Raw genomic sequence first — 23,298 nt, 5'->3', positions numbered from 1 at the left:
GGGAAAGGGCGGCCGGGCGGGCGCAGGCCCCCCGGCAGGTAAGCGTCAGGCGCTGCAATATTTCTTTTTAATGACCACGAACAGCGTGCCGAGCAGGCCAGCCAGCAGCAGGGCAATCGGCAGGATCATCAGACAGGTCATCACCTGATCTTCATGGCGCTTCACAAACGGGATCATGCTCAGCGCATAGCCAAGACCCGTCACCACACAGACCCACAGCAGGGCGCTCAGCCAGTTGAAGAACTGGAAGCGGCGGTTCGGCAGGCCAGAAATCCCGGCCATGGTTGGCAGCAGGGTGCGGACAAACGCCAGAAAACGGCCCGCGAGCAGCGCCAGCAGGCCGTGGCGGTCAAACATGCAGGTGGCGCGCTGATGGTACTTATGCGGCAGATGCGCCAGCCAGCCTTTCACCGTTTGCGTATTGCCCAGCCAGCGCCCTTGCACATAGCTCAGCCAGCAGCCGAGGCTGGCGGCGGCGGTCAGAATGGCGATAGTGGGCACAAAGTCCATGACGCCTTTAGCAATCAGCGCGCCGGCGAGCAGCAGCAGGCTGTCTCCCGGTAAAAAGGAGGCGGGCAGCAGCCCGTTTTCCAGAAACAGGGTCGCGAACATAACCAGATATACAACGCCCACAACGTGAGGGTTCGCCAATGCGGCAAAATCATGTTGCCACAGCGCGGCGACAATCTCTTGAATGACAACCATGGACTTTCCTAAGTGGTACCGTATTGTTGACTAGTGTACTCCTGAAGAGGCCCGAGCACCTTGATCCCGGGCGCAACAAAAGCGGCCGCTTTGCTAAAAAGCGTCCGCTATTGTTGCCACTGACTGTCACTTTACACGATACGCGCGAAGCCCGCTGCTAAATCCGCCTGCAGATCGTCAACATTTTCGAGACCAATGTGCAGGCGGATCAGCGTGCCGCTGAAGTCGACTTCAGCATCCGGTCGAATGTGGGCGATTTGCTCCGGCTGGTTGGCGAGAATCAGCGACTCAAAGCCGCCCCACGAATAGGCCATACTGAACAGGCTGAAATTGTCGAGGTACTCCGCCAGTTCGGCATCATTGAGGCGCTTGCTGAGCACAAACGAGAATAGCCCGCTGCTGCCGGTGAAATCACGTTTCCAGAACTCATGACCTTTACTGCCGGGCAGGGCGGGGTGGTTTACCCGCGCCACCTGCGGGTGCTGCGCCAGCCACTCGGCGATGCGCAGGCTGCTTTCATGATGCTGACGCAGGCGCACGCCCAGGGTGCGCAGGCCGCGGCTGGTCATATAGGCAGTATCGGCGTCCAGCATTTGCCCCATCAGGTAGGCATTTTCACGCAGCTGCGGCCAGCAGCGCGCGTTCGCCACCGCGGTGCCCACCATGGCGTCGGAATGGCCGATCAGGTATTTGGTGCCTGCCTGAATGGAAATATCAATGCCAAAATCCAGGGCTTTAAACAGGATCCCCGCCGCCCAGGTGTTATCGATCATGATAATCGCTTCCGGGGCGACCTGACGCACGGCGGCGACTATCGCCGGCACATCGTGCACTTCCATGGTGATCGAGCCGGGCGATTCGAGGAACACCACGCGGGTCTCAGGGCGAACCAGACGGGCGATATCGGCGCCGATTAAGGGATCGAACCAGCTGGTGGTGACGCCGAGTTTGGCGAGAATTTTGGTACAAAAGTCCTGGCTTGGCTCATAGGCGGTATTGGTCATCAGCACATGGTCGCCTTGCTCGACAAACGCCAGGATAGTGTTAGCCACCGCCGCGGCGCCGCAGGGGAAGAGGGCGCAGCCGGCGCCGCCTTCCAGCTCGCACATCGCTTCCTGCAGCGAGAAATGGGTCAGGGTGCCGCGACGACCGTAGAACAGCTCGCCGTTGGCCCGATTGCGGGTGGCGTGCTTTTTGGCCTCGACGGTGTCGAAAACCAGCGATGACGCGCGCTGGATAACGCTGTTCACTGAGCCCTGGGTGTACTTTTTGCTCCGCCCGGCGTTGACCAGCGCGGTATCAAGATGTTTATCAGCCATGTTGACGAACCTGTTTTTATACGTCTGGACGTCTAAACTAACATGAATCTGCTTTTCTATACCAGCGCACCGCCGATACAGGCGAAAATTTTACCAGGCCCGCGGTTAGCCGCTTTTTTACTGCGTAAGCGCAAGGAAAATAAACGTGATTTGCTGCACAGTGTAAATACTAATGAGAACCACTATCAATTCGATGTCGTTTTGATATTATTGTGGGCAGATTTTGTGATTATCGTCGTGGAGATAGAGCGTGGGTAATAATTTGATGCAGGCGGATCTCTCCGTTTGGGGTATGTATCATCATGCCGATATTGTCGTTAAGGTGGTGATGATTGGCCTGATTCTGGCGTCGGTCGTCACATGGGCCATCTTCTTCGGTAAAGGGGCGGAAATCCTCGCCAGCAAGCGTCGCCTCAAACGTGAACAGCAGCAGCTGGCGGAAGCCCGCTCTCTCGATCAGGCCAGCGATATCGCCAGCGCCTTTGAGGCGAAAAGCCTCACCACCCAGCTTATCAATGAAGCGCAGAACGAACTCGAACTCTCTGCCGGTGCCGAAGACAATGAAGGCATCAAGGAACGAACCGGTTTTCGCCTTGAGCGCCGCGTTGCAGCGGTCGGTCGCCATATGGGTCGCGGTAACGGCTACCTGGCGACCATCGGCGCCATTTCCCCGTTTGTGGGTCTGTTTGGTACCGTCTGGGGCATCATGAACAGCTTTATCGGCATCGCCCAGACCCAGACCACCAATCTTGCGGTGGTAGCGCCGGGCATCGCAGAAGCGCTGCTGGCGACGGCCATCGGCCTGTTCGCCGCCATCCCGGCGGTGGTCATCTATAACATCTTCGCCCGCATGATCGGCAGCTACAAGGCCTCGCTCGGCGACGTCGCCGCTCAGGTACTCCTGCTGCAAAGCCGCGATCTGGACCTCAGCGCCAGCGGCGTGAAGCCGGTGCGCAGCGCGCAGAAATTACGGGTAGGTTGATCGGCTATGGCGATGCGTCTTAATGAAAACCTGGACGATAACGGCGAAATGCATGAGATCAACGTGACGCCGTTTATCGACGTCATGCTGGTTCTGCTGATTATCTTTATGGTGGCCGCGCCGCTGGCGACGGTCGACGTGAAGGTCAATCTGCCGGCCTCCTCCAGCCAGCCGCAACCGCGACCGGAAAAACCCATCTACCTGTCGGTGAAGGCGGATAAGAGCATGTTCCTCGGCAACGACCCGGTTACCGAAGCGAATATGATTAACGCCCTGGATAGCCTGACCGCCGGCAAAAAAGATACCACCGTCTTCTTCCGCGCGGATAAAACCGTCGATTACGAGACGATGATGAAAGTGATGGATACCCTGCATCAGGCGGGCTATCTCAAGATCGGGCTGGTGGGCGAAGAGACCGTCAAAGCGAAGTAACCTCCCCCTTTCCACTTTTCTCCTCAGGCTGGCCTTGCGCCAGCTTTTTAATAGGTGGCGCAATAACTTGTAAGACCAATCTTATAGATGTGTGACAACTTTCTCAGTTAACAGAAAACATAAACCCGATGCGAAAAATGACAATAGGATAGTTTTTATCCTGCCTCTACAGTGAATACCACTTCATCTGAGAGGGATTATATTGTGAATCACGATAATAAACTGTCATTTGCGGAGAAGCTGGGATATGGCATGGGGGATGCAGCCTGCGGTATCGTTTACTCTTCGGTAACCATGTTTCTGACATGGTTTTATACGGATATTTACGGGCTTTCTGCTGCCGCAGTCGGAGTGATGTTCCTGGTGACGCGGGTTCTGGATGCGATTACCGATCCGCTAACCGGCATTGTTGCAGACCGTGTAAAGACCCGCTGGGGCCATTTTCGCCCGTGGCTTATCTGGTTTGCCGTACCTTATGCCGTGCTGGCGGTAATGACCTTCACGACTCCGGAATTTGGCGCATCGGGTAAACTGGTTTATGCCTACCTGACCTACACCTTACTCATGCTGTGTTACACCTTTATCAATATTCCCTACTGCGCATTGGGCGGAGTCATTACGCGTGATGAGAAGGATCGCCTTTCAGCCCAGTCATATCGTTTTACGATCTCATCTCTGGCCGGTCTGATGGTTTCTGTCGCAACCCTGTTCCTGGTGGATTTTTTCGGTAAAGAAAATAAGCAGTTTGGTTTTCAGGCGACAATGGGAATCATGGGCGCGATCGCTATTGTAATGCTGGCTTTTTGCTTCTTCTCTACCAAAGAACGCGTGGCTCCAGCTGTTGAACAGCAGGGGAGCATACGCGAAGACCTCCGTCAGCTGCTGGCGAATGACCAGTGGCGTATTGTGGCGATAATTACTTTTTTCTCCAGTATGGCCGGGGTTATGCGCAGCGCCGCCACGCTCTATTATGCAACCTACCTGATGTTAGGCGGTGTGGAGTCAGCGGCGGGAACGGCCATGAAATCAGCATTTGTTTCCACCAGCGTCGTTGGCACGATTATCGGCAGCATCGCCGCCGGATGGCTGGCCAAGCGCTATCGCGCGGTATCGCTGTTTAAAAATATCAACCTCCTGCTGGTCCTGGTTGGCGTCGTAATGTTCTTTGTGCCGCCGACCTGGCTGCCGGTGGTGTTCCCTTTATACTTCCTGGTCGGCTTCTTCCATCAGATGTACCAGCCGTTTAAATGGAACATGATGGCCAACGCTGCCGATTATGGCGAATGGAAGTTTGGCCGTCGCATCACGGGATTATCCTATTCCGGTAATCTGTTTGCTTTGAAAATGGGCATGGCGGTTGCTGGCGCCGCCGTAGGTTTTTCGCTTGGGCTATTTGGCTATCAGGCGGGCGTAACGGCGCAGACTCCGCTGGCGACAATGGGAATTGTGGGGCTGTTAACCCTCGGTCCATCACTATCTTACCTGCTCCTGTGGTGGCTGGCGCGTTTCTATAAACTGGATGACAAAATGATGCAGACAATTCAGCGCGAGCTGTCCATGCGTCAGCAGCAGGGGCATTCAGAGACGCATTTGCCGCTAAACGCCGTTCCGGAAAAGGCCTGAGGAGATGCGAAATATGACCCCTTCTGAATACCAGAATCCTATCTTATGCGCCGATTATTCCGACCCGGATATCGTGCGCGTAGGCGATGATTTCTTTATGGTCTCTTCCAGTTTTAACCATGTGCCCGCTTTACCGATCCTGCATTCAACGGACCTGGTTAATTGGACTATCATCAACCACGTTATGGATGAACTGCCGCTACCTGGTTATGACCGGTATCAGCCGGGTAAGGGCGTATGGGCGCCGTCGATTCGCTGGCACGATGGCAAGCTGTGGGTCTGCTTCAGCACGCCAGATGAAGGTATTTTTATCTGCCATACCGAGGATCCGTGGGGGAAATGGAGCGCTCCGCACTGCCTGCGCGAGGCCAGAGGTTGGATAGATCCCTGCCCGTTCTGGGACGACAATGGTCAGGCCTGGTTGGTACATGCCTTCGCCCATAGCCGCAGCGGCATCAAGCATAAACTGCAGTTGTTTGCGATGGCGCCGGACGCCAGCGAATTGCTGGGCGAAGGGCAGATTATCTATGACGGCTGCTGCGATTTACCTACCCTTGAGGGTCCAAAGGTTTATCAACGCGCCGGTTGGTACTACATCTTTGCTCCTGCGGGCGGGGTTGAAAATGGCTGGCAGACGGTACTGCGCGCGCGCCAGATGACGGGGCCCTGGGAAGCCAAAAACGTGCTTTTCCAGGGAAACACCTCGATAAATGGACCACATCAGGGCGGCTGGGTGGAGGGTGAGGAGGGCGAATGCTGGTTTGTTCATTTCCAGGACTTACACCTCTATGGCCGCGTGGTTCACCTCCAGCCGATGTCCTGGGGTAACGATGGCTGGCCGCGTATCGGTGAGCAGATTGGCAACTGCGGCGTCGGACAGCCGGTTTTACGTTGGCCGCGTCCTAAAGGGTTAACGCCTTCACCGGCATTGGCGCCGCAAACCAGCGACTATTTTGCGCAAGGCCAACCGGGAATACAGTGGCAGTGGCAGGCTAACCCCAGCCCTGAGTGGCTGCTGCCGGCGGAAGGCGAACTTCGATTACGCTGCGTCCCATTATCCGAAGTCGATGGACAGAGAGCGTTATACTGGGCGCCGCAGCTGTTGCTGCAGAAATTCCCGGCGCTAACTTTTAGCGCGAAAACAAGCGTAACGTTATATGCCGCTCAGGACGGTGATGCCGGAGGCCTGATCGTATACGGCGAACGCTACGCCGCTTTGCTGGTGGAGTTTGGGCAAGGGGGTTACCGGCTCGTGTGGCGACACGGTTGGATGAGCGATGCGGGCGTGGTGCGCGAAACTCGTCAGGTTCTTGCTGAGCTTAAGTGCGGCAAGTGTCAGCTGCAGGTGGCCGTAGGCGAAGGCGGCCTGTGTCAATTTTCCTGGCGAGCCGAGGAGGAGTGGCGGAAGGTTCCTCTTTGTTTTGCTGCCGGGAAGGGAAAATGGGTCGGCGCGAAATTTGGCCTGCTGGCTGCTTCAATGGTTGGCCTACAAAGCGAGGGCTACTCCGCTTTGCAGGACTTTGAGGTCATACTTTAAAGAAACCGTTTCTGGCCGCCTGTAGATGACGCTGGCGGCTGATGTTGCATAAGCGTTACCCTGTTGCGATATAATGGCGGCCGTTTATGTTAACTGACAGGATCTTATGGAACGCTTTCTGGAAAATGCTATGTACGCCTCGCGCTGGCTGCTGGCGCCGGTTTATTTTGGCCTCTCGCTCGGTCTGATTGCGCTGACCATCAAATTTTTTTCAGGAGATCTTCCACATACTGCCGCATATTTTTAGCGTCAGTGAGTCGGATATGATTCTGACCCTGCTGTCGCTGGTGGATATGACCCTGGTGGGCGGTTTGCTGGTGATGGTGATGTTCTCCGGGTATGAAAATTTTGTCTCGCAGCTGGATATTAACGAGGGTAAAGAAAAACTCAGCTGGCTGGGCAAAATGGACGCGACTTCGCTGAAAAATAAGGTTGCCGCCTCCATCGTGGCGATCTCCTCTATTCACCTGCTGCGGGTGTTTATGGATGCGAAAAACGTCCCGGACAATAAGCTGATGTGGTACGTGATTATCCACCTGACCTTCGTGCTTTCGGCCTTTGTGATGGGCTACCTTGATCGTCTGACCAAAGTGAAACACTGATCCCTTCTCTCCCGGCGGTGTTAGCCGCTGGGCTGTTTCTCCCCGTATCATGCTTTTCTGGGCTGGCGTATGTCCGGGCTTCTGCTTTGCTTAAAGAGCGCTTAACAACGGAGGCAGGGTGATGACGCGATTAACGGCCAAAGATTTCCCGCAGCAGTTGCTCGAATATTATGACTACTATGCCCACGGCAAAATCAGTAAACGCGAGTTTCTCCAGCTGGCGGGGAAATATACTGTCGGCGGGATGACCGCGCTGGCGCTGTTTAATCTGCTGAAGCCCGATTATGCCCTGGCAGAGCAGGTACCGTTCACCGACCCGGATATCCGCCCGGAGTATATTCATTATCCCTCTCCTGACGGTCACGGCGAAGTGCGGGCTTACCTGGTGACGCCGACAAAAATAGCCGACAAAGCGCCCGCTGTGGTGGTGGTGCATGAGAACCGCGGCCTGAACCCCTATATTGAAGATGTAGCCCGGCGGGTAGCGAAAGCGGGGTACATCGCGCTGGCGCCGGATGGCCTGAGCGCCGTCGGCGGCTATCCGGGGAATGATGATGAAGGCCGCGCCCTACAGCAGAAAGTCGATCCCGTGAAGCTGATGAATGATTTTTTTGCGGCGGTCGCGTTTATGGCGAACTATCCACAGGCGACGGGGAAGGTCGGTATCACCGGTTTTTGCTACGGCGGCGGCGTCAGCAACGCGGCGGCGGTGGCTATCCCGGAGCTGGCCTGCGCGGTGCCGTTTTACGGTCGCCAGCCGCCGCTGAAGGAGGTTGATAAAATTAAAGCACCGCTGCTGCTGCACTATGCCGGCCTCGATAGCGGCATTAATGAAGGCTGGCCTGCCTATGAACAGGCGTTGAAGGAACACCATAAAGTCTACGAGGCCTATTTCTATCAGGGCGTGAATCACGGCTTTCATAATGATTCCACGCCGCGCTACGATCGGGCTGCGGCTGATCTGGCCTGGCAACGCACGCTGGCATGGTTTGAGAAGTATTTACGCTAGCGCAACCGTCATAAATAGCGCTACCGCTCGCTCAAAAAAACGCTATATAATTTATTATATAACGATTGGGAGGGCGCGATGGAAAATCATTTTGGCAAAGGCTTAATGGCGGGGCTACAGGCATCCTATGCTGACACCGCCGCGCATGCGGCGAATTTTTGCGCCGACTATAAACGCGGGTTTGTGCTCGGCTACTCGCACCGCATGTTTGAAAAAACCGGCGACCGCCAGCTCAGCGCCTGGGAAGCGGGGATCCTCACCCGTCGCTATGGCCTGGACAGGGATATGGTGATGGATTTCTTCAAAGAAGGTGGGTCGGGTATGGCGATGCGCTATTTTCTGGCGGGCTATCGGCTGGAAAGCTAAACAGGACGGCTTCGCAGGCGGAACCGTCCTGTAGTGGGAACCCTTTCCCGTCAACGGGAAAGGGTGAAGATCTTACGCCTGGCGCTTATCTTCCGTTTGGGTGTCAAAGTCGCGGGCGTCATGGCGCTCATGCAGCTGCTCATTGAGCGGGCCGTTGGTGCGGTTGACGATGCGTCCGCGCTTGACGGCCGGGCGGTTGCCGACATCCTGCGCCCAGCGCAGCACGTTTTTATAGCTCCCGGCGTCGAGGAACTCCGCCGCGTTATAGACATTGCCCAGCACTACGTTGCCATACCACGGCCAGACAGCCATATCGGCGATGGTGTACTCCTCGCCGGCCACATAGCGACCGCGGGCGAGCTGTTTGTCCAGCACGTCGAGCTGGCGTTTGGCTTCCATCGTAAAGCGGTCGATCGCGTACTCGATCTTCACTGGCGCATAGTTATAGAAGTGGCCGAAGCCGCCGCCGAGGAACGGCGCCGCGCCCTGCAGCCAGAACAGCCAGTTGAGGGTTTCGGTGCGACCGGCAGGATCTTTCGGCAGGAAGAAACCAAATTTTTCCGCTAAATACAGGAGAATGTTGCCGGACTCAAATACCCGGGTCGGCGGCGTGGTGGAATGGTCGCTGAGGGCCGGGATCTTCGAGTTCGGGTTGATCTCGACAAAGCCGCTGGAAAACTGATCCCCTTCGCCAATGCGTATCAGCCAGGCGTCGTACTCCGCGCCGCTGACGCCCAGCGCCAGCAGCTCTTCCAGCATGATCGTCACCTTCTGGCCGTTGGGCGTGCCGAGTGAGTATAGCTGGAGCGGATGGGTTCCCACCGGCAGGACGCGTTCATGAGTCGCGCCGGAAACGGGACGGTTGATGTTGGCGAACGCGCCGCCGCTGTTTTGCTTCCATTCCCACACTTTTGGTGGCTGGTAGTTTTGCTCTGACATGCTGGTTTGCCTTTTTCGTGGATGTACAAAAAGTGTAGCAGGTGACCTCAGGCCATAATCCGCGCGGCCCACACGCTGACATCATCGCCGCTGCCCAGATCCGGCTGCACCAGGCCGTTGACCATAAAGGTCGGCGAGACATGGATGCCGTTCTGACGGGCGTATTTACTGTGCCACTTGATCACGTCCTGCAGCTCCGGGCGGGCAAAGGCGGCCCCCAGCAGCACGTGACTGTAGCGTTCAATGCGCTCAATGATTTGCTGCGGCGTGGCGTTCATATTCGGCCCGCTGCAGTGATCGGTAAACTCAAACTCTTCCCGATGGCCGGCCACGGCCTGCATCACCTTATGCGCCTGCTCTCTGCCGTGCGGCAGGGTGGACGCGGCGAGGATGCAGCGGACGATAACCCCGGAGAACAGATGCCACGGCTGCGACTGCAGGCGTATCTTGATGGTCACGTTATCGGCGCCGACCTCATCGAGCAGATCGTCGAGTTTATTAAACGCGCGGACAGAGTAGGGGCAGGTGGGCTCAAGGAACACCTCAAACGTCCGCGGGCCGTGTCCCCAGACCAGCGGTTGGGCATTCAGATGCGAGGGTGTGCTCATTGTCGACTCCTGATGTTGCGTTGTTTTTTTGTTATATCACCGATAACGATATCACTTTTGTTTCCGGCTGCAGGGTTATTTTCCTTAACGGCACGATTAGCGAAACGAATGAGTGGTATCATCGTTACACCTCTGTCTGGTAAGTGCCTGCGGCAGGATAAGAAGAGGGAGTTTTGTTTCGCCAACTGCCCGGGCTGCATTAATTTGAGGTCAGGCTAAATGAGCAAAGGATCGACAAGCAGTGACGCCCCGTTTGGGACATTGTTAGGCTATGCACCCGGTGGCGTAGCGATTTATTCATCGAATTACAGTAGCTTAAGTCCGCAGGACTACCCGGATGACGCGACGTTTCGCAGCTACATCGGCAATGAGTATATGGGGCATAAATGGCAGTGCGTGGAGTTTGCGCGCCGCTTTCTGTTCCTGACCTATGGCTTTGTCTTCACCGATGTGGGGATGGCTTATGAAATCTTCTCCCTGCGTTTCCTGCGCGAAGTGGTCAATGACAATATTCTGCCGCTGCAGGCCTTCGCCAACGGCTCCCGCCGTCCGCCTATCGCTGGTTCGCTGCTGATCTGGCAGAAGGGGGGCGAGTTTAAGCACACCGGCCATGTGGCGGTGATCACCCAGCTTGTCGGCAATAAGGTGCGTATCGCCGAGCAGAACGTGATTCACTCGCCGCTGCCGCAGGGCCAGCAGTGGACCCGCGAGCTGACCCTCGAGGTCAACGACGGCCGGTACACCATCAAAGATACCTTTGCCGATACCGAAATTTTAGGCTGGATGATCCAGACCGCCGATACCGAACACAGCCTGCCGCAGCCGGTGCTGCCGGGCGAGGCGATGGCCATCAAAGGCGCGCGGCTGCCAAACAACGGCCAGTTTCGCGGTAAATGGCTGAACGAGAAAGACCCGCTGCAGAAAGCCTACGTGGCAGCCAACGGTCATTTCATCAACCAGGATCCCTATCAGTATTTCACCATCAGCGAAAGTGCCGAACAGGAGCTGATCAAAGCCACCAACGAGCTGCACCTGATGTATCTGCACGCCACCGATAAGGTGATGAAGGATGACAACCTGCTGGCGCTGTTCGATATTCCGAAAATTCTCTGGCCTCGTCTGCGCCTCTCGTGGCAGCGCCGCCGTCATCATATGATCACCGGGCGCATGGATTTTTGCATGGACGAGCGCGGGCTGAAGGTGTACGAGTACAATGCTGATTCCGCTTCCTGCCATACCGAAGGCGGGCTGATCCTCGAACAGTGGCTGAAGCAGGGCTACTACGGCACCGGCCACAATCCGGCGGAAGGTCTGCTCGATGAGCTGGCGGGGGCGTGGAAACACAGCCGGGCGCGGCCCTTCGTCCACATCATGCAGGACAAGGATCTGGAAGAGAACTACCACGCGCAGTTTATTCAGCGTTCGCTGACCCAGGCCGGTTTTGAGAGCAAAATTCTCTTTGGCCTTGATGAGCTGCGCTGGGACGCTGCCGGTCAGCTGATCGACGCCGACGGGCGGCTGGTCAACTGCGTCTGGAAAACCTGGGCATGGGAAACCGCCATTGAGCAGGTGCGCGAAGTCAGCGCCGAGGAGTACGCGGCGGTACCGATTCGTACCGGACATCCGCAGAATGAGGTGCGGCTGATTGACGTCCTGCTGCGTCCTGAAGTATTGGTATTCGAACCCCTGTGGACGGTGATCCCCGGCAACAAAGCCATTCTGCCGGTGCTGTGGTCGCTGTTCCCGCATCATCGCTATCTGCTGGATACCGATTTTGAGGTTAACGACGAGCTGGCGAAAACCGGCTATGCGGTGAAGCCTATTTCCGGGCGCTGCGGTAACAATATCGACCTGATCGGCCCTCAGGATGAACTTCTGGATAAGACCAGCGGCCAGTTTGTCGATCGCAAGAATATCTACCAGCAGCTGTGGTGCCTGCCGAAAGTGGACGGTAAGTACATTCAGGTGTGCACATTTACCGTCGGCGGTAACTACGGCGGTACCTGCCTGCGCGGCGATTCGTCGCTGGTGGTGAAAAAAGAGAGCGATATCGAGCCGTTAATCGTTTTGAAAGACAAAGCATGACGTACGAAACCCGGGTAGCGGCATACCCCTGTCCGGGTGACAACGTACTGAAAAGGATAGCCCCGGCATGGTAAGCGCCGCCGGGGAGCACCTGCAACAAAGCCAAGATAATTAACACAACAACAAGACAGAAAAGGAAAATAGTATGCACGATCGGCGTCTCGCCGCCCGCGCGGGTGAACTCAAGCCCTCCGCCGTCCGCGAACTTCTCAAGCACAGTAAACTGCCCGGCGTGATTTCGCTTGGCGGCGGCATTCCGGCCCCGGAACTGTTTGATACCGAAGGCCTGGAGCTGGCGGTGCAGAAGGTGATGAGCGAGCGTTTTAATGACGCATTCCAGTACGGTCTGACGGAAGGCTACCCGCCGCTGCGCCAGGCGGTGAGTGAAATTTGCCACTCCCGTGGCGTCGCCTGTTCAGCCGCCCAGGTCTATATCACCTCCGGCTCGCAGCAATCGCTGGATATCGTTGCCCGTACGCTGCTCGATCCGGGCGATACTATCGTCGTTGAGCGTCCCACTTATCTGGCGGCGCTGCAGGTATTTCAGCTGGCGCAGGCCAATATTCTCAGCGTTGACACCGACGATGACGGGATGCTGGTGGAGCAGTTGGCCGACCTGCTGGAGACCACCCGCGTCAAAGCTGTTTACCTGGTGCCGACGTTCGGCAATCCCGGCGGCAAAACGCTGAGCGAGGCGCGTCGTCGCCGGTTGGTTGAGCTGGCGAAAAAATATGATTTCGTCATTCTGGAAGACGATCCCTACGGCGAAATTAGCTTTACTGACGCCGTTCGGCGCCCGCTCTATCAGCATGCTGTCGAGCTGGGCTGTGAAGATCAGGTGGTTTACACCTCGACTTTTTCGAAAATCCTCGCGCCAAGGATGCGCATCGGCTGGATCGTCATGCCGGACTGGCTGGCGCAGCAGACGGTGATTGTGAAGCAGGCGGCGGATCTGCATACCAATATGCTGTCGCAGGTGATCACTGCGGAATACCTCAGTCTGAACCGGCTGGATAACCAGATTGCGTTGATTCGCGAAGACTACCGCAAGAAGTGCGTGGCGCTGGCCGATGCGCTGGAAAGCCGCCTTGGCGAGCACCTGGAATTCAGCCGCCCGCAGGGGGGGATGTTCCTGTGGGCGCGTTTCCGCTATCCGTTCGATACCATGGAATGGATGAAGAAAACGCTGGAAAACGGCGTGGTGTACGTCCCGGGTGAAGCGTTCTATCACGATAAGCCGGATACCCGTACCCTGCGTCTTTCTTACTCCACGGTGTCAGAAGCCGGATTGCTGACGGCCGTTGAGCGGCTGGCGGCCTCCCTGTAACGTCTCTGCTGTGCGCCGCTTTTCGGCGGCGCGCAGCCCTGCGTGACGTTAACGTCCAGCGCAGGGTCAATCCGTTTCGGCGATCCGGTCATCGAGCCAGACCAGCATCAGCGCTGCGAGAAAAGCCAGCGCAAAGGTTCCAATAAACAACCACATAGACGTCCCTCGCGGGTTAATTATTTTGCTGATTCTACCGGAGAGCGATCGTTGCGGTCGGCGATGGAGATTTTAGTTCCGGCGGAATGGCTGGCGAGAGAGAAAAAGTCATCGGCATCAATATCGAAGTTAAGAATAATTTCCCTGTATTTTCCACCGTTAATTAACGCTTTGGCTTCTTTAACACTACTGGCAATAATGACAGGCATCAGTTTTATCTCATTTTGAAAACTGTGAAGCAAAATAAGAGTTAGTTCGTACCAGATCAACTACTTTTTATCGTATTCCGCCGCAGAAAAAACGTCGTACTGTGACGCGACGACGACCGGATATTTTGTGACAGCGATCCGGTCACCAACAGCACAATCTTATTCGACGCTGGCGATATGCTGCAATTTTGCCAACTCGTCAGGATGATTTCCCCTGTTGTTTTTCGCGCAATATCTCGCCGCAGCGCTGCTTGTCCTGACGCAGCGCCTGCTGTTCCTGCGGGCTGAGCTGGCGCCAGGTATCCAGCATCCGCTGCCCCAGCGCCGGAAGGTAATGGGTTTTATGCAGCGCGTAGTCAGAATTTCCCCCCTCGACGATATTCTGCATATCGTGGAGGAACTGGCGGCTGTCGTCATGATCGATTATGCAAAATACCGCCCGGTAGTAAGCTTCATCTTCCTCGGTGTAATGCGGGGTGAACCACCAGACCAGCAGCGCGATAAGCGCCAGCAGCGGGATAATTAAGGATAATTTTTTCAACATCAGTTTTTCGGCCGGAGACAATCAGCCGTCAGTGTACCTGCAACGACGGCCTGATGTAAGCGCCGGCCCCGGCGAGCCGGCACAGGCTAGTAGCCGACCGGGTAGATGCGGCCGGTCTGAACGCCTTCAATGCTGCGGCGATAGGCCTGCGCCACGGCGGCGGCGGGAACGCTGGGGAAGCCCGGGAAAAAGTCGCCGTAGGCTGCCAGCGACTCGCTGAGTACGGTGGGGCTGATGAGATTGATGCGGATCCCGCGCGGCAGCTCGCAGGCGGCGGCGCGGACAAAGCCTTCCAGACCGGCGTTGACCGTCGTGGCATTGACCCCCTGAGCAATGGGTTCCTGCGCGACGATACCGCTGACCAGGGTAATCGACCCCCCGTCGCGCAGAAAATGCTGGCCGACCAGCGCCAGGCGAATTTGCCCCAGCAGCTTGTCCTGCAGACCGAGGTTGAACTGACTGTCGGTCATGGTGCTTAACGGCCCAAAGTGCAGATTGCCGGTGGTGGAGACGATGGCATCTACGTCGCCCGTTTGGGCAAATAGCGCCTCGACGCTCTCCTGCGAGGTGATATCCACCTGATAATCTCCCCGGGTGCGGCCGACGCGGATAACGTCATGTCTCTGACTCAGTTCTTCGCTGACCGCGCGACCGATGGTGCCGCTGGCACCGATAACGATAATTTTCATGGCAGACTCCTGATGAGGTGAGAGGCTATTTTTTAATAAAAGTAATCTCGGATAAACTGGCTAAAAGTTAGAACATTACTAACCAGAGGTTAGCAATATGGACAAATTACGAGGGATGGAGACGTTTATTGCCGTGGTGGAGTGCGGCAGCTTTACCGGGGCGGCGTCGCGCCTGGGGCTGTCGGCGGTGATGGTTGGGAAATATATCGCCCAGTTGGAAAGCCAGCTGGCGACGCGTCTGCTGGAGCGTAACACCCGACGCCAGAGCCTCACCGACGCCGGGCGAGTCTATTTTGACGAAGCGAAACGGGTGATGGAGCAGGTCTCCATCGCCGAAAGCGCGGTCGAGCGGCTGCGGCTGGCGCCGGCCGGCACCCTGCGGGTGAGCGCTCCCACCTCGTTCGGCGCCAGCGTGATCGCGCCCCTGACCGCCACCTTCCTGCAGGTCTGGCCTGCGGTCCGGGTGGAACTGGATCTGACTAACCGGATGGTCGATCTGGTGGATGAGGGGTTCGATCTGGCGATCCGTATCGGCGAGATCCATCAGGAGGATCTGGTGGCTCGCTACCTGGCGCCGTATCGGATGGTGATCTGCGCCGCGCCGGCTTATCTGGCGCGTTACGGGACCCCCGGGACGCCAGAGGATCTCGCCGATCATCTCTGCCTGTCCCATACGGTCTGGACCGCCCGCAACGAGTGGCGGCTGCCGGGCGTAGAGGGAGAAGTGCGCTGGAAACGCGATGCGGTTTTGCGCTGCAACGATGGCTACGCGCTGCGCCAGGCGGCGATCGCCGGGGCCGGGCTGCTGATGCAGCCGGAGGTACTGCTGGCCGATGCGCTGGCCAGCGGCAGCCTGGTGCGCGTGCTGGAGGCGTGGACTCCGCAGCCGCGGCCTGTGCATCTGCTCTGGCGCCAGGATCGTCGGCCCCTGCCGAAGCTGACGCAGTTTATCGCCCACCTTCAGCAGGGAATGGCCGACGCGCTGACAACGACCCGCGCGTCGGAATAATCACTCCGCCCGCAGCGCCTGCTGCCAGTCGGCAATCAGATCGTTGGGATCTTCGATCCCCACCGACAGGCGGATCAGCTGCGGTGTGATACCGTTCGCCAGGCGTTTCTCCAGCGGGATCGAGGCATGGGTCATGCTGAAGGGCTGGCTCACCAGACTCTCCACGCCGCCCAGGCTCTCCGCAAGCGTAAACCAGCGCAGCTTGCTGATGATGCGCTCGGCGTAACCTTCATCGCCCTTCACCACCACCGAAATCATGCCGCCGGGCAGGGCCATTTGCTGGCGCGCCAGCTGATGATGCGGGTGCGAAGCCAGCCAGGGAAACCAGACTCGCTCCACTTCCGGCTGCTGTTCCAGCCATTCGGCGAGCTGCAGCGCGTTCGCGCTGTGGCGCTCCATCCGCAGCGCCAGGGTACGGATGCCGCGCAGCGTCAGGAAGCTGCTGAACGGGTCAAGCACGCCGCCTACCGCATTCTGCAGATAGCCAAGCTTTTCCGCGAGCTCGGAGTTATCGCCAACCACCGCCAGGCCGGCGACGACATCGGAATGGCCGTTGAGGTACTTGGTCGCGGAGTGCACCACAATATCAAACCCATGCTCCAGCGGGCGATGGATCGCCGGCGAAGCAAAGGTGTTATCGGCGACGCTGATCAGGTTATGGCGGCGCGCGATGGCGGCGATGGCGCTGAGATCCGCGAGCTTCAGCAGCGGGTTGGTGGGCGTTTCCACCCAGATCATGCGCGTATCGGGGCGGATCGCCGCTTCAATTCCCGCCAGGTCGTCGGGTTTCACCCAGCTCACCTGCAGACCAGCGCTACGGCGGCGAACGTTTTCCAGCAGGCGGTAAGTGCCGCCATACACATCATCGACCGCCACCAGATGACTGTCCTTATCCAGCAGCTCCAGCACGGTGGAGATGGCGGCCAGCCCGGAGGCGAACGCGTAGCCGCGCGTGCCGTTTTCCAGGTCGGCGATCGCCGTCTCCAGCGCGTGACGGGTGGGATTCCCGCTGCGGGAATATTCATAACCGGTATGCTGCCCCGGCGCTGGCTGAGCAAAAGTGGAGGTGGCATAAATCGGCGGCATCACTGCGCCATGGCTGTCGGTGAAGGTTCCGCTATGTACACTCAGGGTGTGGATAGATGACATAAAAAATTCCTTATTGTGCGACTCGGTTACGCCAGGCGGTCAATACATCGCTGCGGGTGACCAGGCCAAGAAAACGCGTGTTGTCAGCGATCACCGCCACCAGACCGCGATCGAGAATGGCCTGCAGTTCACTCTCTGGCGCACGCTTATCGAGAGTTTCAACATGGCGGCTCATCGCTTCGCTGACCGGCAGGGAGAAGCGTTGGCGATCGCCCTGTACGTGGCGGATCAAATCCCACTCATCGACGATGCCGACCACGCGGCCATCCTCCAGTACCGGCAGTTGGGAGATGTCATACAGCCGCATGCGGGTAAAGACCGCGGCCAGGGTGTCGTCCGGCGCGGCCGTGACGGTAGCGCCTTCGTCATGGCGCAGGGCGATAAAATCACTGAGATCGCCCTGTTCGGGGCGGGCGATCAGTCCTTGCTGGCGCATCCAGTCGTCGTTGAACATTTTGGACAGGTATTTATTGCCGCTGTCGCAGGCGAAGGTCACCACCCGCTTCGGACGGCTTTGCGTCCGGCAGTAGCGCAGCGCGGCGCTGAGCAGGGTGCCGGTGGAAGAGCCGGCCAGCACTCCTTCGACCTGCAGCAGCTGGCGCGCGGTGTGGAATGCTTCGCAGTCGCTGACGCGATACGCGGTATGTACCCCCTCCAGCCTGGCCAGCGGCGGGATAAAATCTTCGCCGATCCCTTCGACCAGCCAGGATCCCGTTTCGCCGTAGCGTCCGGTATCGACCTGATCGGCAAGGATGGAACCCGCCGGATCGGCGAGAATAAATTCCGTTTTCGGCGAGTGCTCAGCAAACCAGGCCTGAAGCCCACCCAGCGTGCCGCCGGAGACGACGCCGACGACGATGGCGTCGATGTCGCCCTCCAGCTGCTGATAAAGCTCCGGCGCAGTGGAGGTGGCATGGGCCAGCGGATTGGCGTCGTTATTAAACTGGTCGATATAAAAGGCGCCCGGCGTTTCATCGGCAAGGCGGCGGGCATAATCCTGGTAGTAGGCCGGGTGGCCTTTATTGACGTCGGAGCGGGTGAGCAGCACCGTCGCGCCCAGCGCCCGCAGGTGAAAGATTTTCTCGCGGCTCATTTTGTCCGGCACCACCAGGATCAGGCGGTAATTTTTCTGCGCCGCAATCAGCGCCAGACCGAGGCCGGTATTGCCGGCGGTGGCTTCGATAATCGTTCCCCCGGGCGCCAGTTTTCCCTGGCGCTCGGCTTCATTAATCATCGACAGCGCAACCCGATCTTTAATTGACCCGCCGGGGTTCTGATTTTCCAGTTTTAAAAACAGACTGCAGGGCCCGGTATCCAGTTTGTGCAACTGGAGCAGGGGAGTATGACCGATCAGGTCGCTCACGGAATGAAACAGTGACATAACCATTTACCCACTCGTTTAAGATTTTTGCATACTATAACTGTGAAAACGGTTATTTAAAGAATATTTCTCTGTCATTTAGCGCAAAATGGAATATAAGATGCTATTTGGCCATCTGGAGGGAAAGCAGGGCAGCCACCTGGGCGGATCGATTTCCAGAAAAGGGCGTTTTTAGCCGCTTTTAGCGGGAAAATGGCGATTTTAATCAGTGTGTTATCTGATATCTGAAAATGTGTTTGCGAAAAGATTCTATGGAGAATAGGCCTGCGCTTGTCGTTAACTAGCAGCGGGCTGGCCAGGAGAAAAACGCAGCAGGGAAATCACGGGTTAACGCAGTTCGATGGAGAGTCCGGATGCAGAAAAGCAAAAACCCGCCTTGTGGGCGGGTTCTTTAAATAGTGGTGCCCGGACTCGGGAACATTCAGTACTCTATTAACTTGAAATTTATCATAAATCTGTTTTTGGTTGATTATCAAAACTCAGAGTTAGACCCATAATTTTACTTTCAAATCAAAATACTAGATTTGAATATTTAAAGGCATGTCCGGTTCGATACTCCGATTCGATTCCTTATAAATTTATCGTAATGACATCTGCGTTACGCGTGTTGTATACTTAATATCCACAGAAACACAAGAGGACAAGACGATGCCAGCCGCAAACAGCATGTCCATAAAACGCGAAACGTTAAATCTGCGCATTAAACCTGCCGAACGCGATCTTATTGATCGGGCGGCGAAAGCCAGAGGGAAAAACCGCACAGACTTTGTGCTGGAGGCCGCCCGCGCTGCCGCTGAGGAAGCGCTGATTGAGCAACGCATCATTATGGCCGATCCGCAGGCTTATCAGGAATTTCTCGCTCGTCTGGATCAGGCTCCTGCACCTAATGCCGCACTGCGTAAAACTATGCAGACCCCTGCGCCGTGGGAACAGGAAGAATGATCTCGGCACCAGAACCGCTTCATGCCGGGCATATTCTTACCCCGTTTTGCTGCGGTATAGATTCCATGGATCACTGGCTGAAACAGCGGGCGATGAAAAATCAGGTTACTGGCGCATCCCGCACCTTTGTCTGCTGCGACGACGCGAAGGTGATGGCTTACTACTCACTGGCTTCCAGCGCTGTGACGACAAATACTGCGCCGGGTCGTTTTCGCCGCAATATGCCTGACCCGATCCCGGTTGTGGTACTGGGTCGTCTGGCGGTGGATAAATCACTACATGGGAAAGGTGTCGGGCGGGCCCTGGTACGTGATGCCGGGCTGCGTGTGATTCAGGTGGCGGAGACTATCGGCATTCGCGGGATGCTGGTTCACGCCCTGTCGGATGAAGCACGGGATTTTTACCTGCGGGTGGGGTTTGAGCCGTCGCCGATGGATCCGATGATGTTGATGGTGACGTTGAGGGATTTGGTTAATGCCTGATGGGTATTATTTATAATTACAAGGGAATCTGAAGTGTTTGTTAAACCCGTAGCGATTCAGTCCCACATGTATCGTCGGTCAGATTATCAACCTGGGACCACGGTCCCATCTGCTCATTTTAGTACTATTTAGTCTGTGACTATGGTCCCAACTGACGGTCAGAAGGCTTCCAACTGTATGTCAAATTTATGCATAACAGTCTGAACCAAGTAATGCAGATTTGTCGTACCGTGACTGGCTATCAAGCTCTTTGAACGCGAATAGACGTGGATGCAGATCTAAGTAATAAGCTCCCCGCTGTAGCTGGGAAAATCCGACAAAGGATGTTCTATATGGACTCACAGGATGTATTGTATATCGTCCGATGTTACGGCGTCGTCAAGCGGTCCTTTACCGCTCCAGGTCACCAATTAGCATATGGAAGCTTAAAGGTCGCCGATGGCGAACTAGATAAGGTTGCCTGCAAAATTCACCGCACAGGTGAAAACAGCCCAGTTAGTCACGACAAGCCATAAAATTAAAATGAATTGACGACGCCGTGCAAATCACATTTTATCGCCGCTATGAACGCTGTGTTCCGGAAACGACAAAACGGGGAGGGGATGAATAAACCTGCATGTTCTAAGTAATAATTTGTTGCTATGTTGAACGCGAAGGATGATAATTGCTAACAGGAAGCTAATATTACTAAAGGGAAATTTAGATGCCTTCAATTCTCGCAAGGTTGTCAGTTTGTATTATTCTGTCATTGTTTATGGTTTCTTGTTCGGGAAGTTTTGATAAAACTATTGATTATCAAGACGCTAAACAGATGCCCGGCTATGGGTATATAGTCATGGATTTCAGACTGGCAAATGAAATGGCGTATGGCAATGGCTATATTCCAGGAAAAACAAACTATACAATTTCTTATAAAAATAAAGGTGATATTTTTTTTGTTGATATTCAGCATGCTGATTTTCGTAATAGAATATTAAAGGCATACATACCATATATGAAAGGCTATACCTTAATAGGTATAGGGAGAAGTTATTGGTATCCTTTTTTTAGATGTGATAAATGTGACAATGAGCCACAGTTAAAATTTTTATATATAAACATTGTAAAATCAGTGGATGAAGCATGGTGTAGTGAAACAACTTATAAAAATTTACGATCATTTAATGCAATGGACGGTTGCTCCCAAATGGTAGGTGTAGAAGAATCTAGAAAAGTTACAGGAGATGTTCTTATCACCCCAGAATTAAAATCTGATTTCCAGGGGATGTTCACCCCTTATCTGAAGCCAGGACGTTAATCACGAGGCTTTTAAGTTGATCTCCTCCCAGAAAAGAGTGACAGGATAAACTGAAGTCTACGGTTTTTCTTCCATCTCACAGAGAGGCATATCGCCATGAAAAAGACCCGTTATACCGAAGAACAGATTGCATTTGCACTGAAGCAGGCCGAAACCGGCATCTGTGTCGGGGAAGTCTGCCGAAAGATGGGCATTTCTGAAGCCATTTTTATAATTAGAAGAGAAATTCGCTGCTCTGGGCGTAACTGAACTTGAATTGCGTCGTCTGCGGCAACTGGAGGATGAAAATCAGCGGCTGAAAAAGCTTGTGGCTATAAGACCTACCGGGGCGGAGTCAGCTCACCCTCAGTTGTACCCTCGCAATGGACATGATGCGGGTTGAAGTTGATTGAGTTGGGTGGAGTTAAGGGATTGAAGAGATGTTGATTTCTGCGGGCTTGGAATGCAAAAACGGACCTCCGTGGAGGTCCGTTGCTATGAATTTGGTGCCCGGACTCGGACTAACGCCGCAGGCGTTGAACAGCGCGCGTGTCGCGCTGGCCCCGAAGGGGTGAGCCGCTGTGCGGCGAATAATCGAACGCAGTTCGATGGAGAGTCCGGCTACAGAAAAGCAAAAACCCGCCTTTTGGGCGGGTTCTTTAAATAGTGGTGCCCGGACTCGGAATCGAACCAAGGACACGGGGATTTTCAATCCCCTGCTCTACCGACTGAGCTATCCGGGCAACGGGGCGCATTAAACCGTAATCGCCGCGCCTCGTCAATGAAATTTATCTGTTTTGCAGCAGACTGAACAATCTATCACCATATTGCGCTAAAAGCACGCGTCTTCAGGCAAAAAACAGCGTCCAGGCCGCGGAAATCGGCATCGCCAGCACCAGCGCAGGCAGCATATTCACTACGGCAAACATTTTTATCCCGCAGATGCGCAGCCCGGTGGCCACCAGCAGCATGCCGCCGACGGCGCTGAAATCCGCCAGCATCATCGGCGTGGTAAGCGGCATAATGATCGCCGCGCAGGCTGCAAGAGTCAGCTGGATAAGCAGCATCGGTACGCTGATGGCGGCGACGGCAATGCCCAGGGTGCAGGCGAAGATGGTGGCGGTGAAAAAGTCGAGAAACGCTTTGGCAATCAGAATGCTGGCGTCGCCGGTCATCCCTTCGCGCATGGCGCCGAAGACGCCGGTGCCGCTGGCGCAGAACAGGACGATAATCGCCACATAGCTCTGAATATAAGACTCATGAGCCGAAGCCTTTTTCTTGCCTTTCGCTGACATCAACTGCTGGAGTTTACTGACCAGCGTATTGATGCCTTTTTCCATATTGCATATTTCGCCGAGCAGCGTCCCCACCAGGGTCGACAGCACCATCACCGGCAGATTGGCGTACTTAATGACCAGTAAAATGCCGATGCCCAATGACGCCAGGCCAAAAATAGAGGTCATTGCGGTGCGGATCCGTTCCGGCAACCGTTGGCTGAGTAAGGCGCCCAGCACACCGCCGACCAGCACCGCGCTGGCGTTAATAAAAGGTCCTGTAACCACGCTGACTCCTGTTAAAAATCCCTGATAACCGCATTATTATGGCGTTAACTTACCGGGAAAGCTTGTGTATCCGTGATATAAGTGCATACGGTTTTCATCTTGCGCCTGTTCGGGAAAGGTGCCATGATTGCGCGAATTTTCTCCTCCCTGATATGAGGCCGCCGATGACGACACAGCCATTATCTCGCCAGCGACGCCGCGCCCAGATGCGCGGGCTGCCTCATCTTGCTACGCTTACCCCTCTGTTCACCATGCGGTGAAGGACACGTATGCTCACTGTAGGGCAACAGTAAGATCGGACGCGTCTGCTTTTACTGATGTCCGGCGGTTGGAGCTGAATCCGTCAGACCCGGACACATCGTTGG

24 protein-coding genes, 1 tRNA gene and 2 pseudogenes are annotated in these 23,298 nt (G+C 55.8%); 16 read left to right on the top strand and 11 right to left on the bottom strand.

The features are described from left to right. Positions 1-45 precede the first annotated feature (45 nt). Both yghB and metC read right to left on the bottom strand, forming a co-directional pair. Positions 46-705 carry a DedA family general envelope maintenance protein YghB gene (yghB, locus tag HMPREF1024_RS13040; RefSeq protein ID WP_002916791.1) on the bottom strand — a complete coding sequence of 220 codons (660 nt, stop codon included), beginning with the start codon at positions 703-705 and terminating at the stop codon, positions 46-48. A 131-nt stretch (positions 706-836) separates the two neighbouring features. Continuing rightward, positions 837-2,024: a cystathionine beta-lyase gene (gene metC / locus HMPREF1024_RS13045; RefSeq protein WP_004149836.1), complete on the bottom strand. Its 1,188-nt coding sequence runs from the start codon at positions 2,022-2,024 to the stop codon at positions 837-839. Between the two features lie 42 nt (positions 2,025-2,066). Here metC and HMPREF1024_RS0126525 point away from each other — a divergent pair, with 42 nt between their 5' ends. The 8 genes and pseudogenes from HMPREF1024_RS0126525 to HMPREF1024_RS13075 all read left to right on the top strand — a co-directional run bounded on the left by HMPREF1024_RS0126525 (position 2,067) and on the right by HMPREF1024_RS13075 (position 8,575). After that, positions 2,067-2,282, top strand: coding sequence for a hypothetical protein (locus HMPREF1024_RS0126525; protein ID WP_014599264.1), 216 nt, complete (start codon positions 2,067-2,069; stop codon positions 2,280-2,282). After that, positions 2,275-3,006: a tol-pal system-associated acyl-CoA thioesterase gene (gene exbB, locus HMPREF1024_RS13050; protein WP_004174395.1), complete on the top strand. Its 732-nt coding sequence runs from the start codon at positions 2,275-2,277 to the stop codon at positions 3,004-3,006. Before HMPREF1024_RS0126525 ends, exbB begins: the two co-directional genes overlap by 8 nt. Before the next feature lie 6 nt (positions 3,007-3,012). Beyond that, the gene (exbD, locus tag HMPREF1024_RS13055; RefSeq protein ID WP_002916785.1) at positions 3,013-3,438 is read left to right on the top strand and encodes a TonB system transport protein ExbD; all 426 of its coding nucleotides are present in this window, start codon (positions 3,013-3,015) and stop codon (positions 3,436-3,438) included. Between the two features lie 204 nt (positions 3,439-3,642). After that, the gene (locus HMPREF1024_RS13060; RefSeq protein WP_002916782.1) at positions 3,643-5,061 is read left to right on the top strand and encodes a glycoside-pentoside-hexuronide (GPH):cation symporter; all 1,419 of its coding nucleotides are present in this window, start codon (positions 3,643-3,645) and stop codon (positions 5,059-5,061) included. A 13-nt stretch (positions 5,062-5,074) separates the two neighbouring features. Continuing rightward, positions 5,075-6,598, top strand: a complete 1,524-nt coding sequence (locus HMPREF1024_RS13065; protein WP_009308665.1) for a glycoside hydrolase 43 family protein — start codon at positions 5,075-5,077, stop codon at positions 6,596-6,598. A gap of 106 nt (positions 6,599-6,704) precedes the next feature. After that, positions 6,705-7,200, top strand: a pseudogene (locus HMPREF1024_RS0126520) (TIGR00645 family protein). Between the two features lie 121 nt (positions 7,201-7,321). Continuing rightward, positions 7,322-8,209: a YghX family hydrolase gene (yghX, locus tag HMPREF1024_RS13070; protein ID WP_004144560.1), complete on the top strand. Its 888-nt coding sequence runs from the start codon at positions 7,322-7,324 to the stop codon at positions 8,207-8,209. 78 nt (positions 8,210-8,287) lie between these two features. Beyond that, positions 8,288-8,575, top strand: a complete 288-nt coding sequence (locus HMPREF1024_RS13075; RefSeq protein ID WP_002916743.1) for a DUF2623 domain-containing protein — start codon at positions 8,288-8,290, stop codon at positions 8,573-8,575. 72 nt (positions 8,576-8,647) lie between these two features. Here HMPREF1024_RS13075 and yghU read toward each other — a convergent pair whose 3' ends face one another. Together yghU and HMPREF1024_RS13085 are read right to left on the bottom strand one after the other, a co-directional pair. Then, complete coding sequence (yghU, locus tag HMPREF1024_RS13080; RefSeq protein WP_002916742.1) at positions 8,648-9,514, bottom strand: glutathione-dependent disulfide-bond oxidoreductase; 867 nt, start codon at positions 9,512-9,514, stop codon at positions 8,648-8,650. Between the two features lie 47 nt (positions 9,515-9,561). Continuing rightward, positions 9,562-10,122: a thioredoxin domain-containing protein gene (locus HMPREF1024_RS13085; RefSeq protein ID WP_009308659.1), complete on the bottom strand. Its 561-nt coding sequence runs from the start codon at positions 10,120-10,122 to the stop codon at positions 9,562-9,564. 20 nt (positions 10,123-10,142) lie between these two features. On the opposite strand from HMPREF1024_RS13085, the gene HMPREF1024_RS31315 reads away from it, so the two are divergent. The 3 genes from HMPREF1024_RS31315 (at position 10,143) to HMPREF1024_RS13095 (ending at position 13,534) form a co-directional block, all read left to right on the top strand. Continuing rightward, on the top strand, positions 10,143-10,265 hold the full coding sequence (locus HMPREF1024_RS31315) for a hypothetical protein (RefSeq protein ID WP_004217169.1): 123 nt from the start codon (positions 10,143-10,145) through the stop codon (positions 10,263-10,265). A 76-nt stretch (positions 10,266-10,341) separates the two neighbouring features. Next, positions 10,342-12,207 (top strand): bifunctional glutathionylspermidine amidase/synthase, encoded by a 1,866-nt coding sequence (gss, locus tag HMPREF1024_RS13090; RefSeq protein ID WP_009308657.1) that lies wholly within the window; start codon positions 10,342-10,344, stop codon positions 12,205-12,207. A gap of 145 nt (positions 12,208-12,352) precedes the next feature. Then, positions 12,353-13,534: a PLP-dependent aminotransferase family protein gene (locus HMPREF1024_RS13095; RefSeq protein ID WP_009308655.1), complete on the top strand. Its 1,182-nt coding sequence runs from the start codon at positions 12,353-12,355 to the stop codon at positions 13,532-13,534. Between the two features lie 176 nt (positions 13,535-13,710). On the opposite strand, the gene HMPREF1024_RS13100 is transcribed toward HMPREF1024_RS13095, so the two are convergent. The 3 genes from HMPREF1024_RS13100 to HMPREF1024_RS13110 form a co-directional block, all read right to left on the bottom strand. Next, positions 13,711-13,899 carry a hypothetical protein gene (locus tag HMPREF1024_RS13100; RefSeq protein WP_002916738.1) on the bottom strand — a complete coding sequence of 63 codons (189 nt, stop codon included), beginning with the start codon at positions 13,897-13,899 and terminating at the stop codon, positions 13,711-13,713. A 199-nt stretch (positions 13,900-14,098) separates the two neighbouring features. After that, the gene (locus HMPREF1024_RS13105) at positions 14,099-14,443 is read right to left on the bottom strand and encodes a hypothetical protein (protein ID WP_004185642.1); all 345 of its coding nucleotides are present in this window, start codon (positions 14,441-14,443) and stop codon (positions 14,099-14,101) included. 86 nt (positions 14,444-14,529) lie between these two features. Further along, entirely contained in the window at positions 14,530-15,132 is a 603-nt protein-coding gene (locus HMPREF1024_RS13110) for a short chain dehydrogenase (protein ID WP_009308651.1), read from the bottom strand. Positions 15,133-15,229: 97 nt separating this feature from the next. Here HMPREF1024_RS13110 and HMPREF1024_RS13115 point away from each other — a divergent pair, with 97 nt between their 5' ends. Next, complete coding sequence (locus HMPREF1024_RS13115; protein ID WP_004188550.1) at positions 15,230-16,141, top strand: LysR family transcriptional regulator; 912 nt, start codon at positions 15,230-15,232, stop codon at positions 16,139-16,141. Here HMPREF1024_RS13115 and HMPREF1024_RS13120 read toward each other — a convergent pair whose 3' ends face one another. After that, complete coding sequence (locus tag HMPREF1024_RS13120) at positions 16,142-17,290, bottom strand: PLP-dependent aspartate aminotransferase family protein (protein ID WP_004174416.1); 1,149 nt, start codon at positions 17,288-17,290, stop codon at positions 16,142-16,144. Between the two features lie 10 nt (positions 17,291-17,300). Continuing rightward, positions 17,301-18,677 (bottom strand): cystathionine beta-synthase, encoded by a 1,377-nt coding sequence (locus HMPREF1024_RS13125; RefSeq protein WP_009308648.1) that lies wholly within the window; start codon positions 18,675-18,677, stop codon positions 17,301-17,303. A 642-nt stretch (positions 18,678-19,319) separates the two neighbouring features. Here HMPREF1024_RS13125 and HMPREF1024_RS13130 point away from each other — a divergent pair. The 4 genes and pseudogenes from HMPREF1024_RS13130 to HMPREF1024_RS13145 all read left to right on the top strand — a co-directional run. Beyond that, positions 19,320-19,613 (top strand): DUF1778 domain-containing protein, encoded by a 294-nt coding sequence (locus HMPREF1024_RS13130; protein ID WP_004150912.1) that lies wholly within the window; start codon positions 19,320-19,322, stop codon positions 19,611-19,613. Further along, positions 19,610-20,095 (top strand): GNAT family N-acetyltransferase, encoded by a 486-nt coding sequence (locus HMPREF1024_RS13135; protein WP_009308645.1) that lies wholly within the window; start codon positions 19,610-19,612, stop codon positions 20,093-20,095. Before HMPREF1024_RS13130 ends, HMPREF1024_RS13135 begins: the two co-directional genes overlap by 4 nt. Positions 20,096-20,798: 703 nt before the next feature. After that, positions 20,799-21,392, top strand: a complete 594-nt coding sequence (locus HMPREF1024_RS13140; RefSeq protein WP_004188553.1) for a hypothetical protein — start codon at positions 20,799-20,801, stop codon at positions 21,390-21,392. 96 nt (positions 21,393-21,488) lie between these two features. Beyond that, a pseudogene (locus HMPREF1024_RS13145) lies at positions 21,489-21,705 on the top strand (transposase); the annotation flags it as partial. Between the two features lie 333 nt (positions 21,706-22,038). Here the strand turns inward: HMPREF1024_RS13145 and HMPREF1024_RS13150 are convergent. Together HMPREF1024_RS13150 and HMPREF1024_RS13155 are read right to left on the bottom strand one after the other, a co-directional pair. After that, positions 22,039-22,114: transfer RNA gene (locus HMPREF1024_RS13150), tRNA-Phe, on the bottom strand. Positions 22,115-22,219: 105 nt separating this feature from the next. Then, positions 22,220-22,933, bottom strand: a complete 714-nt coding sequence (locus tag HMPREF1024_RS13155; protein ID WP_009308640.1) for a DUF554 domain-containing protein — start codon at positions 22,931-22,933, stop codon at positions 22,220-22,222. Positions 22,934-23,298 lie beyond the last annotated feature (365 nt).

It is taken from the genome of Klebsiella sp. 4_1_44FAA (genome assembly GCF_000238715.1).
GTDB lineage: Bacteria > Pseudomonadota > Gammaproteobacteria > Enterobacterales > Enterobacteriaceae > Klebsiella > Klebsiella pneumoniae.
This window is presented reverse-complemented; position numbering and strand designations above follow the sequence as displayed.

What these genes read in the sequence shown, in the direction of transcription:
- yghU (WP_002916742.1), bottom strand. Translation starts at nt 9,514, where the DNA reads ATGTCAGAGCAAAACTACCAGCCACCAAAAGTGTGGGAATGGAAGCAA.
- HMPREF1024_RS13105 (WP_004185642.1), bottom strand. Translation starts at nt 14,443, where the DNA reads ATGTTGAAAAAATTATCCTTAATTATCCCGCTGCTGGCGCTTATCGCG.
- yghX (WP_004144560.1), top strand. Translation starts at nt 7,322, where the DNA reads ATGACGCGATTAACGGCCAAAGATTTCCCGCAGCAGTTGCTCGAATAT.
- HMPREF1024_RS13115 (WP_004188550.1), top strand. Translation starts at nt 15,230, where the DNA reads ATGGACAAATTACGAGGGATGGAGACGTTTATTGCCGTGGTGGAGTGC.
- exbD (WP_002916785.1), top strand. Translation starts at nt 3,013, where the DNA reads ATGGCGATGCGTCTTAATGAAAACCTGGACGATAACGGCGAAATGCAT.
- HMPREF1024_RS13065 (WP_009308665.1), top strand. Translation starts at nt 5,075, where the DNA reads ATGACCCCTTCTGAATACCAGAATCCTATCTTATGCGCCGATTATTCC.
- HMPREF1024_RS13110 (WP_009308651.1), bottom strand. Translation starts at nt 15,132, where the DNA reads ATGAAAATTATCGTTATCGGTGCCAGCGGCACCATCGGTCGCGCGGTC.
- gss (WP_009308657.1), top strand. Translation starts at nt 10,342, where the DNA reads ATGAGCAAAGGATCGACAAGCAGTGACGCCCCGTTTGGGACATTGTTA.
- HMPREF1024_RS13075 (WP_002916743.1), top strand. Translation starts at nt 8,288, where the DNA reads ATGGAAAATCATTTTGGCAAAGGCTTAATGGCGGGGCTACAGGCATCC.
- HMPREF1024_RS13130 (WP_004150912.1), top strand. Translation starts at nt 19,320, where the DNA reads ATGCCAGCCGCAAACAGCATGTCCATAAAACGCGAAACGTTAAATCTG.
- yghB (WP_002916791.1), bottom strand. Translation starts at nt 705, where the DNA reads ATGGTTGTCATTCAAGAGATTGTCGCCGCGCTGTGGCAACATGATTTT.
- HMPREF1024_RS13095 (WP_009308655.1), top strand. Translation starts at nt 12,353, where the DNA reads ATGCACGATCGGCGTCTCGCCGCCCGCGCGGGTGAACTCAAGCCCTCC.
- HMPREF1024_RS13120 (WP_004174416.1), bottom strand. Translation starts at nt 17,290, where the DNA reads ATGTCATCTATCCACACCCTGAGTGTACATAGCGGAACCTTCACCGAC.
- HMPREF1024_RS13100 (WP_002916738.1), bottom strand. Translation starts at nt 13,899, where the DNA reads ATGCCTGTCATTATTGCCAGTAGTGTTAAAGAAGCCAAAGCGTTAATT.
- HMPREF1024_RS13140 (WP_004188553.1), top strand. Translation starts at nt 20,799, where the DNA reads ATGCCTTCAATTCTCGCAAGGTTGTCAGTTTGTATTATTCTGTCATTG.
- metC (WP_004149836.1), bottom strand. Translation starts at nt 2,024, where the DNA reads ATGGCTGATAAACATCTTGATACCGCGCTGGTCAACGCCGGGCGGAGC.
- HMPREF1024_RS13135 (WP_009308645.1), top strand. Translation starts at nt 19,610, where the DNA reads ATGATCTCGGCACCAGAACCGCTTCATGCCGGGCATATTCTTACCCCG.
- HMPREF1024_RS13125 (WP_009308648.1), bottom strand. Translation starts at nt 18,677, where the DNA reads ATGGTTATGTCACTGTTTCATTCCGTGAGCGACCTGATCGGTCATACT.
- HMPREF1024_RS13085 (WP_009308659.1), bottom strand. Translation starts at nt 10,122, where the DNA reads ATGAGCACACCCTCGCATCTGAATGCCCAACCGCTGGTCTGGGGACAC.
- HMPREF1024_RS0126525 (WP_014599264.1), top strand. Translation starts at nt 2,067, where the DNA reads ATGAATCTGCTTTTCTATACCAGCGCACCGCCGATACAGGCGAAAATT.